Source organism: Streptomyces sp. NPDC051909, from assembly GCF_040681095.1.
Taxonomy (GTDB): domain Bacteria; phylum Actinomycetota; class Actinomycetes; order Streptomycetales; family Streptomycetaceae; genus Streptomyces.
The window spans coordinates 380,910-395,343 of the sequence record NZ_JBFAYA010000001.1; the positions used below are offsets into that span (position 1 = coordinate 380,910).

General features: G+C 72.9%; 11 protein-coding genes. 7 read left to right on the forward strand and 4 right to left on the reverse strand.

The genetic code is table 11. The features are described 5' to 3' along the window. Positions 1-189: 189 nt before the first annotated feature. Positions 190-963, reverse strand: coding sequence for an SDR family oxidoreductase (locus AB0M18_RS02015; protein ID WP_365754674.1), 774 nt, complete (start codon positions 961-963; stop codon positions 190-192). 87 nt (positions 964-1,050) lie between these two features. Then, a complete protein-coding gene (locus AB0M18_RS02020) occupies positions 1,051-1,728 on the reverse strand; it encodes an MOSC domain-containing protein (RefSeq protein ID WP_365754676.1) in 678 nt (225 codons plus the stop codon). An 88-nt stretch (positions 1,729-1,816) separates the two neighbouring features. Between AB0M18_RS02020 and AB0M18_RS02025 the strand changes: the two genes are divergently transcribed. After that, on the forward strand, positions 1,817-2,749 hold the full coding sequence (locus tag AB0M18_RS02025) for a LysR family transcriptional regulator (protein WP_365754678.1): 933 nt from the start codon (positions 1,817-1,819) through the stop codon (positions 2,747-2,749). A 528-nt stretch (positions 2,750-3,277) separates the two neighbouring features. Here AB0M18_RS02025 and AB0M18_RS02030 read toward each other — a convergent pair. Then, positions 3,278-3,646 (reverse strand): WhiB family transcriptional regulator, encoded by a 369-nt coding sequence (locus tag AB0M18_RS02030; protein WP_365754680.1) that lies wholly within the window; start codon positions 3,644-3,646, stop codon positions 3,278-3,280. 471 nt (positions 3,647-4,117) lie between these two features. Here AB0M18_RS02030 and AB0M18_RS02035 point away from each other — a divergent pair, with 471 nt between their 5' ends. The 4 genes from AB0M18_RS02035 to AB0M18_RS02050 all read left to right on the forward strand — a co-directional run bounded on the left by AB0M18_RS02035 (position 4,118) and on the right by AB0M18_RS02050 (position 8,499). Next, a complete protein-coding gene (locus AB0M18_RS02035; RefSeq protein WP_003948568.1) occupies positions 4,118-4,729 on the forward strand; it encodes a response regulator transcription factor in 612 nt (203 codons plus the stop codon). Between the two features lie 261 nt (positions 4,730-4,990). Beyond that, positions 4,991-5,593: a sigma-70 family RNA polymerase sigma factor gene (locus AB0M18_RS02040; RefSeq protein WP_365754681.1), complete on the forward strand. Its 603-nt coding sequence runs from the start codon at positions 4,991-4,993 to the stop codon at positions 5,591-5,593. A 139-nt stretch (positions 5,594-5,732) separates the two neighbouring features. After that, complete coding sequence (guaB, locus tag AB0M18_RS02045; protein WP_365754683.1) at positions 5,733-7,232, forward strand: IMP dehydrogenase; 1,500 nt, start codon at positions 5,733-5,735, stop codon at positions 7,230-7,232. 142 nt (positions 7,233-7,374) lie between these two features. After that, positions 7,375-8,499 (forward strand): GuaB3 family IMP dehydrogenase-related protein, encoded by a 1,125-nt coding sequence (locus tag AB0M18_RS02050; protein WP_265867533.1) that lies wholly within the window; start codon positions 7,375-7,377, stop codon positions 8,497-8,499. A 69-nt stretch (positions 8,500-8,568) separates the two neighbouring features. On the opposite strand, the gene AB0M18_RS02055 is transcribed toward AB0M18_RS02050, so the two are convergent. Then, positions 8,569-9,822, reverse strand: coding sequence for a nucleotide sugar dehydrogenase (locus AB0M18_RS02055; RefSeq protein WP_365754685.1), 1,254 nt, complete (start codon positions 9,820-9,822; stop codon positions 8,569-8,571). A gap of 273 nt (positions 9,823-10,095) precedes the next feature. Between AB0M18_RS02055 and AB0M18_RS02060 the strand changes: the two genes are divergently transcribed. After that, the gene (locus AB0M18_RS02060) at positions 10,096-11,802 is read left to right on the forward strand and encodes a glycerol-3-phosphate dehydrogenase/oxidase (RefSeq protein ID WP_365754687.1); all 1,707 of its coding nucleotides are present in this window, start codon (positions 10,096-10,098) and stop codon (positions 11,800-11,802) included. A gap of 164 nt (positions 11,803-11,966) precedes the next feature. Next, positions 11,967-14,423, forward strand: coding sequence for a protein kinase (locus AB0M18_RS02065; protein WP_365754689.1), 2,457 nt, complete (start codon positions 11,967-11,969; stop codon positions 14,421-14,423). The last annotated feature ends 11 nt before the right edge of the window (positions 14,424-14,434 follow it).

Genomic DNA, 14,434 nt, shown 5'->3' on the forward strand with positions numbered 1-14,434 from the left:
AAGCGCGGCACCACCTGCGCCGGCACGCTCCGGCCGCAGGGCGCCGGCTCCGCCGCGTACCCCTTCACCGCCGCCGACTACGGCACGGCGGCCGGCCGCGCGGTCATCGACGGCGACGGCGGCCCCGAACATCGGCGCGTACGAGGGCCCGGGCGTGGACTGACGCCGCAAGGTCACTTCGGGCCGCGCCTACTTCGGCCCGTACTTGCGGCCCGCCTTCGACGACACCCCGCCGAGCAGCCCGCGCGGGGCCAGCTTCACCACACCCATCAGCGCCTTGTACCGGGGATCGGGGATGGACAGCGTCCGTCCCCGGGCCAGGTCGGCGAGCGCCGTGGCCACCAGCTTGTCGGCGTCCAGCCACATCCAGCCCGGGATGTTGTCCGTCCCCATCCCCGCCCGCTCGTGGAACTCCGTCCGCACGAACCCGGGGCACAGCGCCATCAGCCGCACCCCGCTTCCCGCGAGGTCGCGCGCCGCGCCCTGGGTGAACTGCACGACCCACGACTTCGACGCCCCGTAGGTGCCGCGCGGCACGAACGCGGCGACGGAGGCGACGTTGACGATCCCGCCGCGGCCCCGGGTACGCATCGAGGCCGCCGCCGCGGACGTCAGCCGCAGCACCGCCTCGCAGTGCACCTTCAGCATCGTCAGCTCGTCCGCCATGGACACTTCGAGGAAGCGGCCCTTGTTGCCGAACCCCGCGTTGTTCACGAGGAGATCGACCGGCCGCTTGGCATCCGAGAGCCGCGCCTCGACCGCGGCGATCCCGTCCTCCGTGGACAGGTCCGCCGCGAGCACCTCGGCCTCGATCCCGTGCCGGTCGTGGAGCTCGGTCGCCTGCTCGCGCAGCCGCTTCACATCGCGCGCCACGAGCACCACGTCATGTCCGTCCGCGGCAAGCCGCCGTGCGAAGGCGGCGCCGATGCCGGCGGTGGCCCCCGTGATGAGTGCAGTCGTCATACGCGGCACGTTAACCCGCCCCGGGTGAAGGACGTGTGCGGGAGATCGTCGGGTATGCCCCGGGCGCCCCGGGTGCTGGCCCGCTCCCTACTCCGCGTCGCCGCCCGCGTACTTCTCGGTGTACGTACGTGCGAGTTCGAGCAGCCCCGACTCCATCCACTCGGCCGCCGCCAGCGTCTCCGGCAGCAGCGAGCGGTCGTGGACGGCCGCGTGGTGCAGCCGGGCGACCGTGATGCCGTGCGCCGGGCGGTGCACGATCTCCATCGGGTCGCCGGCCCGGATCTCGCCGGGGACGACGACCCGGAGCAGCGCCCCGGGCCCGGCCGCCGACTCGTTGAAGCGGCGCAGCCAGCCGGACTCCTCGACGAAGCCCGCGAACGTGCGGCACGGGATGCGGCCGCCGGTCACCTCGACGACCACCGTGGCGCCGATCCGCCAGCGCTCGCCGATCAGGGCGTTGTTCACGTCCAGGCCCCGGGTGGTGAGGTTCTCGCCGAACTGGCCGGGCATGAGGCTCCGGCCGAGCTCCCGCTCCCAGGCGTCCAGGTCCTCGCGGGCGAAGGCGTAGAGGGCCCGGTCGGGACCGCCGTGGAAGCGCAGGTCGCACACGTCGTCGCCCTCGACCCCGCTGGCCCCGCCGGGACGCGGCGCCTCGACCCGTACGGGTCCGTCCACCGGACGCTTGTCGATCCCCGACGTCCCGGAGGGGGCGTTGGTGTACTCCACGGTCTTGGCCCGGCCCACGTTCACGCTCAGCAGCTCCATGGGGGAAGGGTAGCCAGCGAGTGGTCCAGACCTCAAAGGGATTTCTTTGGATTCGCGGTCGAGTCCAAGATTCGCTTATGCTCGAAGCATGATCGAGGCCCGCCACCTCCGCGTCCTGCGCGCCGTCGCCGCCACCGGCTCGTTCTCCGCCGCCGCGCGCGAACTCGGCTGCACCCAGCCCGCGGTGAGCCAGCAGATGAAAGCGCTCGAAGCCTCCGCGGGCACCCCGCTGCTCGTGCGCACCGGCCGCGAGATGCGTCTGACCCAGGCCGGCGAGGCCCTGGTGCGGCACGCCTCCGGCATCCTCGCCGGGCTGACCGCCGCCGAGGAGGAGGTCGCCGCGATCGCCGGGCTCCGGGCCGGCCGGGTGCGTCTGGTCTCCTTCCCCAGCGGCAGCTCCGCCCTGGTCCCCACCGCCCTCGCCGCGCTGCGCGCCGCCCACCCCGGCACCCGGGTCTCCCTGGTGGAGGCCGAGCCGCCGCGCTCGGTGGAGATGCTGCGCGAGGGCGACTGCGACGTGGCGCTCGCCTTCCGTTACGGGGCGGGGCCGGCGAACGGCGCCGACGTCTGGGACGACCTGGTGGTCCGCCCGCTGCTCGCCGACCGCCTTGTCGGCCTGGTCCCCGAGGCGCACCGGCTGGCCGGCGCGGGCTCGGTCGCGATCGGCGAACTCGCCGAGGACCCCTGGATCGCGGGCTGCCCGCGCTGCCGCCGCCAACTGGTCGACGTCTGCGAGACGGCCGGCTTCACCCCGCGCATCGACTTCGCCACCGACGACTACCCGGCCGTGGTGGGCCTGGTCGGCGCGGGTCTGGGCGTGGCCGTGCTCCCGGAGCTCGCCATCGACTCCGTACGGCCGAGGGGCGCCGTCTCCGTCACCGTGGAGCCCGCCGTGGAGCGGGAGATCGTGGCGCTCACCCTTCCGGACCTGGCGCAGGTCCCGGCGGTCGCCGCCACCCTCGACGAGCTCACCCGCGCCGCGGCCCGCATCGGCCGCACCCCGGAGCCCGCCGGCGCCTAGGGCCTGTCCGGGGCCGTTCGGGTGACGTGCGGGCGCGTCCGTACGGGTGGTCCCGCCCCCGTCCGTACGGGTGACCCGGCCCGCTGCACCGGCCGAGCGTGAACGGGCGTACGGGCGTGCGCCCCCGGCCCGTACGGGTGAGGCGGTGCGGGCCGTCGGAGTGAGCGGCGGGCGGCCGTCCGGGTGAGGGCCGTGGGTCCGGCCGGGGCACAGGCCGACGCCGGGCCGCCACCGTTCGAGGCGCCCGGGTCGGGCCGTCCGGGTGAGGGCTCAGGGCCTGTCCGGCGCTGATCCGCCGGACGTTCCCCGGACGCGCCCCGGACCGCCCCGGGGCGCCCCGCGCCGCACGCCCCCGGGCCGCGTGCGGTGCGGCGGACCGGACCGGACCGGGGCGCGGGCTGCGCCGACGTCGGCCCGCTGTCCGTGACGGTGCGCCACCGGGCGGCCGGGCCCGCAGCCCGGTGCGGCACCCTGTCAAGTCACTGCGCAGAAACGTTCCTTCAGGCGCGTGTCGTCGGGCTCGTTCCGTCAGGCGTGCGTCGTCAGGCCGGCGGGACCGGCCGCGGACGCCCGGGCAGCCGCCGCCGTCGCCGGCGCGGCCGCCGTGGTGACCAGGCGATTGCGCGCCCGGCCCATGAGTTCCTCGCGTTCGTCCTCGGTGAGGCCGCCCCAGACGCCGTAGGGCTCGCGTACGGCGAGCGCGTGCGCCGCGCACTCCGCGCGCACCGGGCACCGCATGCAGACCTCTTTCGCCGAGTTCTCGCGCGCACTCCGTGCCGCGCCGCGCTCTCCCTCGGGGTGGAAGAACAGGGAGCTGTCGACCCCTCGGCAGGCGGCGAGGAGCTGCCAGTCCCACAGATCGGCGTTGGGTCCGGGAAGGCGGGAGAAATCTGCCATTGCGCTTGTCCCCTTGAAACCGTTGAAACCGTTTCGAACGGATAGGTGGGCGGGTGGATGGCTGATCGATCGGGGGCCCTTCGCCCCCCGCGTGGGTCTCGGGTACCCGCTCTCGCGGGTTCGATCCGACCGTACAACTACTGACTGAGTAGATGTAAATATGACTCATTGCGAATCTAGCCACAGACACCGCAAAAAGGGAAGAAAACCCGCTAAATGGGGCATAGCTTCGGGCGAAGGACGGATGACCTGCGACGCTCTCCTCCGCGTACGGTCCCTCACGTAGAGTGCCGAAGGCGGCCGTCCGACCCGTAACTCTTTCGAGTGACCATCGTTGAGAGTGCGGAGGCGGTTGAAGGAACAAGCGCTCGGGCAGGTGTCCGAGGGCGTCAACCGCACAGGTGACCCGACGTACCAGCCCTGGAGGCTCAAGGTGACGCGCATCAGCTGCGAGAGCCGCGGAGGTCAGTCATGACATCCGTCCTCGTCTGCGACGACTCCCCGCTTGCCCGAGAGGCGCTTCGCCGCGCGGTCGCGACCGTGCCCGGCGTCGAGCGCGTGACCACCGCGGCCAACGGCGAGGAAGTCCTCCGCCGCTGGGGCGCGGACCGCTCGGACCTGATTCTGATGGACGTGCGCATGCCCGGCCTGGGCGGCGTGGAGACCGTCCGCCGGCTGCTGTCCGCGGACCCCGGCGCCCGCATCATCATGCTGACCGTCGCCGAGGACCTGGACGGTGTCGCGCTCGCCGTCGCCGCCGGTGCCCGTGGCTATCTGCACAAGGACGCCTCGCGCGCCGAGCTGCGGGCCACCGTCACCCAGGCCCTCGCCGACCCGACCTGGCGGCTCGCCCCGCGCCGGCTGCGTTCGGCCGAGATGGGCGCCGCGCCCACCCTCACCGCGCGTGAGATCCAGGTCCTGGAGGGCATGAGCCACGGCCGGTCCAACGCGGAGATCGGGCGCGAGCTCTTCCTCTCCGAGGACACGGTCAAGACCCACGCCCGGCGCCTCTTCAAGAAGCTGGGTGCCTCCGACCGGGCGCACGCCGTCGCGCTCGGATTCCGCTGGGGCCTGGTCCGCTGACCTGCGGCCACCGGCCGTGTCCCCGTCCGCATCCCCGGAGGTCGAGGGGCGGACGGGGTGGGCTTGTGTCACTTCCCCGCGGAATGCCGCATCCTTGAAGACGTGGAGTTCCCCGGGGACGAGACGAACGAGCCGGCGGAGATCGAGCGGAAGGGGAGGGCGCAGGAGATGAGTCCCGGCGTCGCACCTGCTCATAACGCTTCGGTGCACAACTACGGACGCGGTGCCGCGAACCAGCGGGCGTCGGGGCACCATGGAGCGATGCGCGACGACGAGACCGCGGGATCACCCGTGCCTGCCGGGCAGGGTGAGATCGGTGCACTGGTGCACCGTGCGGTCGACGGGGACGAGCAGGCCACGCACGATCTCCTCGCGCGCGTGCATCCGCTCGCCCTGCGCTACTGCCGCACGCGACTGAACCGACTGCCCGGTGACGCCCGTCACTTCGTGGAGGACCTCGCGCAGGAGGTCTGCGTCGCCGTCCTCATGGCGCTGCCGCGCTACAAGGACACCGGCAGGCCCTTCGAGGCCTTCGTCTTCGCCATCGCCGGACACAAGGTCGCCGACCTCCAGCGGGCCGCCATGCGGCACCCCGGATCCACGGCCGTGCCCTCCGACGAGATGCCCGAGCGGCCCGACGACTCCCTCGGCCCCGAGGAGCGCGCGCTGCTCAGCGACGACGCCGAATGGGCCAAGAAGCTGCTCGCCAACCTCCCGGAGAACCAGCGCGAGCTGCTTGTGCTGCGGGTGGCCGTCGGGCTGACCGCCGAGGAGACCGGGCAGATGCTCGGGATGTCTCCGGGCGCGGTCCGGGTCGCCCAGCACCGCGCGCTGAGCCGGCTGCGGGCGCTCGCCGAGCAGTAAGGGTCTCCGTTCGCGGGTGTCCCTCACGTACACGTAGGAATGTCCAAAGATCCTCGCTGATCTTGATCGTGGAATGAGACACGGTCCCGGCCCGTTAGCATGGACATCCGCACCGATCAAGGCCATTGGGGAAGGTGTCATGACCAACGTCGACGGAGTGCCCGAGAAATTCGCGACACTCGGGCTGACCTACGACGATGTGCTGTTGCTGCCGGGTGCATCCGAGGTGCTCCCCAACGCGGTCGACACCTCGTCCCGCATCTCCCGCAATGTCCGGGTCAACATCCCGCTGCTCTCCGCGGCGATGGACAAGGTGACCGAGTCCCGGATGGCCATCGCCATGGCCCGTCTGGGCGGCGTCGGCGTGCTGCACCGCAACCTGTCCGTCGAGGACCAGGTCAACCAGGTCGACCTCGTGAAGCGCTCCGAGTCCGGCATGGTCACCGACCCGATCACCGTGCACCCGGAGGCCACCCTCGCCGAGGCGGACGCGCTCTGCGCCAAGTTCCGCATCAGCGGTGTCCCGGTCACCGACCCGGCCGGCAAGCTGCTCGGCATCGTGACCAACCGCGACATGGCCTTCGAGAGCGACCGCAGCCGGCAGGTCCGCGAGGTCATGACCCCGATGCCGCTGGTCACCGGCAAGGTCGGCATCTCCGGCGTCGACGCCATGGAGCTGCTGCGCCGCCACAAGATCGAGAAGCTGCCGCTGGTCGACGACAAGGGCGTCCTCAAGGGCCTCATCACGGTCAAGGACTTCGTCAAGGCGGAGCAGTACCCGAACGCGGCGAAGGACTCCGAGGGCCGGCTGATCGTCGGTGCCGCCGTCGGCGCCAGCCCGGAGTCGCTGGAGCGTGCTCAGGCGCTCGCCGCCGCCGGTGTGGACTTCCTGGTCGTCGACACCTCGCACGGCCACAACAGCAACGCGCTGAGCTGGATGGCGAAGATCAAGTCCAGCGTGAACGTCGACGTGATCGGCGGCAACGTCGCCACCCGCGACGGCGCGCAGGCGATGATCGACGCCGGTGTCGACGGCATCAAGGTCGGCGTCGGCCCGGGCTCCATCTGCACCACGCGCGTGGTCGCCGGCATCGGCGTCCCGCAGATCACCGCCATCTACGAGGCCTCCCTCGCGGCGCGTGCGGCGGGCGTCCCGCTGATCGGCGACGGCGGCCTGCAGTACTCCGGCGACATCGGCAAGGCGCTGGCCGCCGGCGCCGACACCGTGATGCTCGGCAGCCTGCTCGCGGGCTGCGAGGAGTCGCCCGGCGAGCTGCTCTTCATCAACGGCAAGCAGTTCAAGTCGTACCGCGGCATGGGCTCGCTCGGCGCCATGCAGTCCCGCGGCCAGGGCCGGTCGTACTCGAAGGACCGCTACTTCCAGGCCGACGTCGCCTCCGACGACAAGCTCGTGCCCGAGGGCATCGAGGGCCAGGTGCCCTACCGCGGCCCGCTGGCCAACGTGCTGCACCAGCTCGTCGGCGGTCTGCGCCAGACCATGGGCTACGTGGGCGCGGCCACCGTCGCCGAGATGGAGTCCAAGGGCCGTTTCGTCCGGATCACCGCGGCGGGCCTCAAGGAGAGCCACCCGCACGACATCCAGATGACGGTCGAGGCGCCGAACTACAGCCGCAAGTAACACCGGAAGCAACACCGGAAGCAACACCTGAAGTAACACGGCGTGATCCATGGGGGCGGTTCCGGCATGTGACCGGAGCCGCCCCTTCGGCGTGGTTCGGGGATACTGGTAGGCGCAGACCAAGAGGGAAAGGCCACACAACGTGACTGAGATCGAGATCGGGCGCGGCAAGCGCGGCCGCAGGGCGTACGCGTTCGACGACATCGCCGTCGTACCGAGCCGGCGCACCCGGGACCCGAAGGAGGTCTCGATCGCCTGGCAGATCGACGCCTACCGCTTCGAGCTGCCCTTCCTGGCCGCCCCCATGGACTCGGTCGTCTCGCCGCAGACCGCCATCCACATCGGCGAGCTCGGCGGCCTCGGCGTGCTGAACCTCGAGGGCCTGTGGACCCGCTACGAGGATCCGCAGCCGCTGCTCGACGAGATCGCCGAGCTCGACGAGGCCACCGCGACCCGCCGTCTGCAGGAGATCTACGCCGCGCCGATCAAGGAGGAGCTGATCGGGCAGCGCATCAAGGAGGTGCGCGACTCGGGTGTGGTCACCGCCGCCGCGCTCTCCCCGCAGCGCACCGCGCAGTTCTCCAAGGCCGTGGTCGACGCCGGCGTGGACATCTTCGTCATCCGCGGCACCACCGTCTCCGCCGAGCACGTCTCCGGCGCCGCCGAGCCGCTGAACCTCAAGCAGTTCATCTACGAGCTCGACGTCCCCGTGATCGTCGGCGGCTGCGCCACCTACACCGCCGCCCTGCACCTGATGCGCACCGGCGCCGCGGGCGTCCTGGTCGGCTTCGGCGGCGGCGCCGCGCACACCACGCGCAACGTGCTCGGCATCCAGGTCCCGATGGCCACCGCCGTCGCGGACGTGGCCGCGGCCCGCCGCGACTACATGGACGAGTCCGGCGGCCGCTACGTGCACGTCATCGCCGACGGCGGCGTGGGCTGGTCCGGCGACCTCCCGAAGGCGATCGCCTGCGGCGCCGACGCGGTCATGATGGGCTCCCCGCTGGCCCGCGCCACGGACGCGCCCGGCAAGGGCCACCACTGGGGCATGGAGGCCGTCCACGAGGACGTCCCGCGCGGCAAGCTCGTCGACCTCGGCATGGTCGGCACCACCGAGGAGATCCTCGCGGGCCCGTCCCACACCCCCGACGGCTCGATGAACTTCTTCGGCGCCCTGCGCCGCGCGATGGCCACCACGGGCTACAGCGAGCTGAAGGAGTTCCAGCGCGTCGAGGTCACGGTCGCGGAGTCCGAGCACAAGCGCTGACCCCACTGTCGTAAGTACGCGAGAGGGCCCCGCACCGGGTGGTGCGGGGCCCTCGTCGTGCCCGGGGGCCTACAACCGGTGCGCCGTCCCCGCCGGGGTGGCGCCCCGCGTGTCGAGGAGGAGCTGGGCCTTCACCGCGAGGCCCTGGAGGTCGTAGGTGCGGTGGTGCTGGAGGAGGATCGTCAGGTCGGCGTGGGCGGCGGCCTCGTAGAGGGAGTCGGCGCGCGGGACCGGGAGGTCGCGGATACGCCAGTCGGGGACGTACGGGTCGTGGTAGCTGACCGCGGCGCCGAGGTCCGTCAGGCGGCGGGCGATCTCGTCGGCGGGGGAGCCCTGGCGGTCGGCGAGATCGGGTTTGTACGTGATCCCGAGCAGAAGGACCCGCGCGCCCCGCGCGGACTTGCCGTGCTCGTTGAGGAGCGTGGCGCAGCGCTGGACGACGTACTGCGGCATGCGCTCGTTGATCTGGCCGGCCAGCTCGACGAGCCGCAGCGGGCGGTGGCCGGCGAGGGTGTCGACCGGGACGCCGTGGCCGCCGACACCGGGGCCGGGCCGGAACGCCTGGAAGCCGTAGGGCTTGGTCTCGGCGCAGCGGATGACGTCCCAGAGGTCGACGCCGAGTTCGTGGCAGAGCACCGCCATCTCGTTGACGAGCGCGATGTTGACGTGCCGGAAGTTGGTCTCCAGGAGTTCGACCGTCTCCGCCTCGCGCGGCCCGCGGGCGCGCACCACCTTGTCGGTGAGGCGCCCGTAGAAGGCGGCGGCGGACTCGGTGCAGGCGGGGGTGAGCCCGCCGATCACCTTGGGCGCGGCGGCCGGGCCGCGGGCCGCGCCGTGCGTCCGGCTGCCGTGGTCGAGCCGCCCGGGGGAGTACGCGAGGTGGAAGTCGCGGCCGGCGCGCAGCCCGGAGCCGGTCTCCAGGAGTTCGCGCAGCGGGCCCTCGGTGGTGCCGGGCGGCACCGGGGACTCCAGGAGCACGGTGGTGTGCGGGCGGAGCCGCGCGGCGAGCGCGCGGGCGGCCTCGGTGACGGCGGTGAGGTCGAGCGCGCCGTCCGGGCCGGGCGGGGTGGGGGCGCAGATGACGGTGGTGCGGACCCGGCCGAGTTCGGCGGGGTCGGTGACGGGCCGGAAGCCGGCGGACAGCATCCGGCGGATCTCGGCGGCGGTGAGGGAGCCGTCCACGGGGGGACGACCGGCGGCGAGTTCGGCGACGGCGCGCGGGTCGGTGTCGAAGCCGACGGTGTCGATGCCGGCCGAGGTGGCCGCCCGGGCGAGCGGGAGTCCGTGGTGGCCGAGGCCGATGACGGCGAGATCAGCGGGCATGGAGGATGGGCCGTCCTTCCCAGTAGCCGGAGGGGACGCGGTGCGCAAGCCCTGTGGACCGAAGGGGGCGAACGCAATGTCAGACTAAGAGTAAATATGACCGATTTGCTGGATTGTGGGGCCGAAGGTCGTCGAGTGTTATCCACAGGGTGGGGCGGGGGCGGTGGCTGAAGTCGGAGGGCCGCGACAGAATCGAGTGTGTGAGCCGGGCCACAGCGACCCGGTTCGCGTGCTGGAAGTCGGGAAGTCGGGGGACGACGGGAGGCAGCCACCGTGAGGACAGCGACACTGGGACCCGCCGAGCGCGCCGAGGCGCTCGCGGCGATGGCCGAGCGCGAACTGGACGTCCTGGTCGTGGGCGCCGGAGTGGTCGGCGCCGGCACCGCCCTGGACGCCGCCACCAGAGGCCTCGCCACCGGCCTCGTCGAGGCCCGCGACTGGGCCTCCGGCACGTCCAGCCGGTCGAGCAAGCTGATCCACGGCGGCCTGCGCTATCTGGAGATGCTCGACTTCGCGCTGGTCCGCGAGGCCCTGAAGGAGCGCGGCCTGCTGCTCGAACGGCTCGCACCCCATCTCGTGAAACCCGTGCCGTTCCTCTACCCGCTCCAGCACAAGGGCTGGGAGCGGCTGTACGCGGGCTCGGGCGTCGCGTTGTACGACGCGATGTCGGTCTCCTCCGGGCATGGCCGCGGCCTCCCGGTGCACCGCCACCTCAGCCGCCGCGGCGCCCTGCGGGTCGCCCCCTGTCTGCGCAGGGACTCCCTGGTCGGCGCCCTGCAGTACTACGACGCCCAGGTGGACGATGCCCGCTTCGTCACCACCCTGGTCCGCACCGCCGCGAGTTACGGGGCCCGGGTGGCCAGCCGGGCCCGGGTCGTCGGCTTCCTGCGCGAGGGCGAGCGGGTGGTCGGCGCCCGGGTGAGAGACGTCGAGGCCGGCGAGGAGTACGAGATCAGGGCCCGTCAGATCGTCAACGCCACCGGGGTGTGGACCGACGACACCCAGGCCCTCATCGGCGAGCGCGGCCAGTTCCACGTCCGCGCCTCCAAGGGCATCCACCTCGTCGTGCCCAAGGACCGCATCCACTCCACCACCGGACTCATCCTGCGCACCGAGAAGTCCGTGCTCTTCGTCATCCCCTGGGGTCGGCACTGGATCGTCGGCACCACCGACACCGACTGGGACCTCGACAAGGCCCACCCCGCCGCCTCCAGCGCCGACATCGACTACCTGTTGGAACGCGTCAACAGCGTGCTCGCCACCCCGCTCACCCGCGACGACGTCGAGGGGGTCTACGCGGGCCTGCGGCCCCTGCTCGCCGGCGAGTCCGACGCCACCAGCAAACTCTCCCGCGAGCACACCGTCGCCCACCCGGTGCCCGGCCTCGTCGTGGTCGCCGGCGGCAAGTACACGACCTACCGGGTGATGGCCAAGGACGCCGTCGACGAGGCCGTCCACGCCCTCGACAAGAGGGTCGCCGCCTGTGTCACCGAGGACACCCCGCTGCTCGGCGCCGAGGGCTGCCGCGCCCTGTGGAACGCGCGGGCGGGCATCGCCGCCCGCGCGGGCCTCCATGTGGCCAGGGTCGAGCACCTGCTGGGCCGTTACGGCTCCCTGACGGAGGAGATCCTCGACCTGATCGCCGCCGACCCGGCCCTCGGCGCCCCGCTGCCCGCAGCCGAGGACTATCTGAAGGCCGAGATCGTCTACGCCGCCTCGCACGAGGGCGCCCGCCACCTCGACGACGTCCTCACCCGGCGCACCCGCATCTCCATCGAGACCTTCGACCGGGGCACCCGCAGCGCCCGCGTATGCGCCGAACTCATGGCCCCGGTCCTCGGTTGGGACGCCCGGCAGATCGACAAGGAGGTCGAGCACTACGAGAAGAGGGTCGAGGCCGAGCGCGAATCCCAGCGCCAGCCCGACGACCTGACGGCGGACGCGGCACGCCTCGGAGCACCGGACATCGTGCCCATCTGACCCGATAGGGGCACCTCCCGGGGGTGTCCGGCGTTCTCGGAGTGCGGACCCGGGGGAGTCACCGGTCCCGGAGTGAGGGACAATGAGCTCTCTTCCAGGGCTGGTTGCCGCATCGCGCGGGAGCGCCGGACGCGGGCGAGAAACAGGGATCGCAGAGGGGACGCATGTCGGAGGCGGAGCAGTCGCGGGACACGGGGCAGGACCCCCGGCGGGACTCCGCCGCGGGTGCCGCCACCGACGGCGACCGGGGCGCGGTGCCGGCCGCGCGCAAGGCGGAGCGGGACGAGGACGCGACGGCGCCGAAGGGCGCGGGGCAGCCCTCGGCGGGACCGACGGACGGGCCGGGCGCCGCCGAGGCGCCCGAACCGGCCGGTGGAGCCGATTCGGCCGCCGGTCGTGCCTCGGCGGATGCCGGCGTGGACGCCGGCGACGCGGCGGGCGCGGGCGGTGGGCCTGCCGGTGCGGGTGCCGACGGCACGGCGCGCGAGCCCGCCGAGCGGAAGACGGACGCGACGATCGGCCTGACCAAGGCCGGGTCGAAGTCCCAGGTCACGGCCGCGCCGAAGGACGCCGTCGCCGACGCCGCGCCGGTCGGCCTGGCCAAGGCCGCGCCCGCGTCCGGGACCTCACCCGCGGCCGGGACCGCGACCGGGACCGCGGCCGGGACGAGGCCCGAGGCCCGGGTCGGCAGCGGGTCGACCGACGGGGTCGCGCCGGTGGCCGGGTTCGGCGCCGACGCCACCGGAACCGGCGCCCGGACCGGGCGTGCTGACGCCGCGTCCGCCGAGGGGCGCCTGCTCGCCGGGCGTTACCGGCTCGGCGTGGTCCTCGGCCGCGGCGGCATGGGCACGGTGTGGCGGGCGGTCGACGAGACCCTCGGCCGGACCGTCGCCGTCAAGGAACTGCGCTTCCCCAACAGCATCGACGACGACGAGAAGCGCCGTCTCATCACCCGCACCCTGCGCGAGGCCAAGGCCATCGCCCGGATCCGCAACAACGGCGCCGTGACCGTCTACGACGTGGTCGACGAGGACGACCGTCCGTGGATCGTCATGGAGCTCATCGAGGGCAAGTCCCTCGCCGACGCCGTGCGCGAGGACGGCACGCTCACCCCGCGCCGCGCCGCCGAGGTCGGCCTCGCCATCCTCGACGTGCTGCGCTCCGCGCACCGCGAGGGCATCCTGCACCGCGACGTGAAGCCGTCCAACGTGCTGATCGCCGAGGACGGCCGGGTCGTCCTCACCGACTTCGGCATCGCACAGGTCGAGGGCGACCCCTCGATCACCTCCACCGGCATGCTCGTCGGCGCCCCGTCGTACATCTCGCCCGAGCGGGCCCGCGGCCACAAGCCCGGCCCCGCCGCCGACCTCTGGTCGCTCGGCGGGCTCCTCTACGCCTCCGTCGAGGGCACCCCGCCCTACGACAAGGGCTCCGCCATCGCCACGCTCACCGCGGTGATGACCGAGCCGGTCGACCCGCCGAAGAACGCCGGGCCGCAGCTGGAGAAGGTCATCTACGGCCTGCTCGCCAAGGACCCCGACCAGCGGCTCGACGACGCCGGCGCCCGCGCCCTGCTGCGCGCCGTCCTCGACGCGCCCGAGGCACCGCCGGAGCCCTCGCCCGAGGCGACCCGGATCGTGCCGCTGCCCCCGCTCCCGGCGAACCCGCCGGCCGCCCCCGAGGCGAAGCCCGCCGACGCGGTCGCCGATCGGATGCGCGGCGCCCTGAAGTCCGTGCGCAACGCCGCCGCGGCCCGCACCGAGCAGCCGCGCCCGGCCACCGGCCGCGGCACCCCGAACCGGCCCGCGACCGCCAAGGCCTCGCTCACCGACGTCGTCCCGCGCCGCACCCTGGTGATCATCGCCGCGGTCGTCGTCGCCGCGCTGCTCGGCACGATCCTTTACGTCGCCCTCGGCGGCGGCAAGGAAGGCGCCCAGGGTAAGGGCGGCACCGACGGCGGCACCACCGCCTCCGCCGGCAGCGACTCGGCCGGTACCGGCGGGCAGAACACGGACAAGACCCCGAGCGACCCCAGCCAGCAGGGCAGCGGCGACCCGGCCGCCACCAGCGGCGGCCAGAGCGGCACCACGCCCTCCGGACAGCCCGGCGGCGACCAGGACGGCGCCACCGGCGGCGGCAACGGCGGCGACGGGGCCAAGCTGCCGCCCGGCTACGTCATGGTCGACAACGGCCGGTTCCACTTCTCCATGGCGATGCCGTCCTCGTTCAGGATGACCGCCGTAGCGGGCGAGAACTCCGGCGGGATATTCAACGCCTCCAAGGGCTCGTTCCCGCGCGTTCAGGTCGACTTCAACGCCAGCCCGAAGGACGACGCGGCCGCCGCCTGGCGCGCCGCGATGGCCGGCGTCGCCGCCAGCAGCAACGGGTACAAGCACATCGGCATAGGGCCGGTCTCCTACAAGGGCTATCCGACCGTCGCCGACTGGGAGTTCGAGCGCACCCAGGGCGGGCAGCGGATCCACGTCCTCAACCGCGGCTTCAAGGTCGACGCCGACCACGGCTACTCGATCATGATCAGCTGTCTGGCCGACGCCTGGAACCAGGCCGAGTGCAAGACCCTGCGGGAGACCGCGTTCGCCACGTTCAGCCCCAAGGACTGAACGGCGCACGT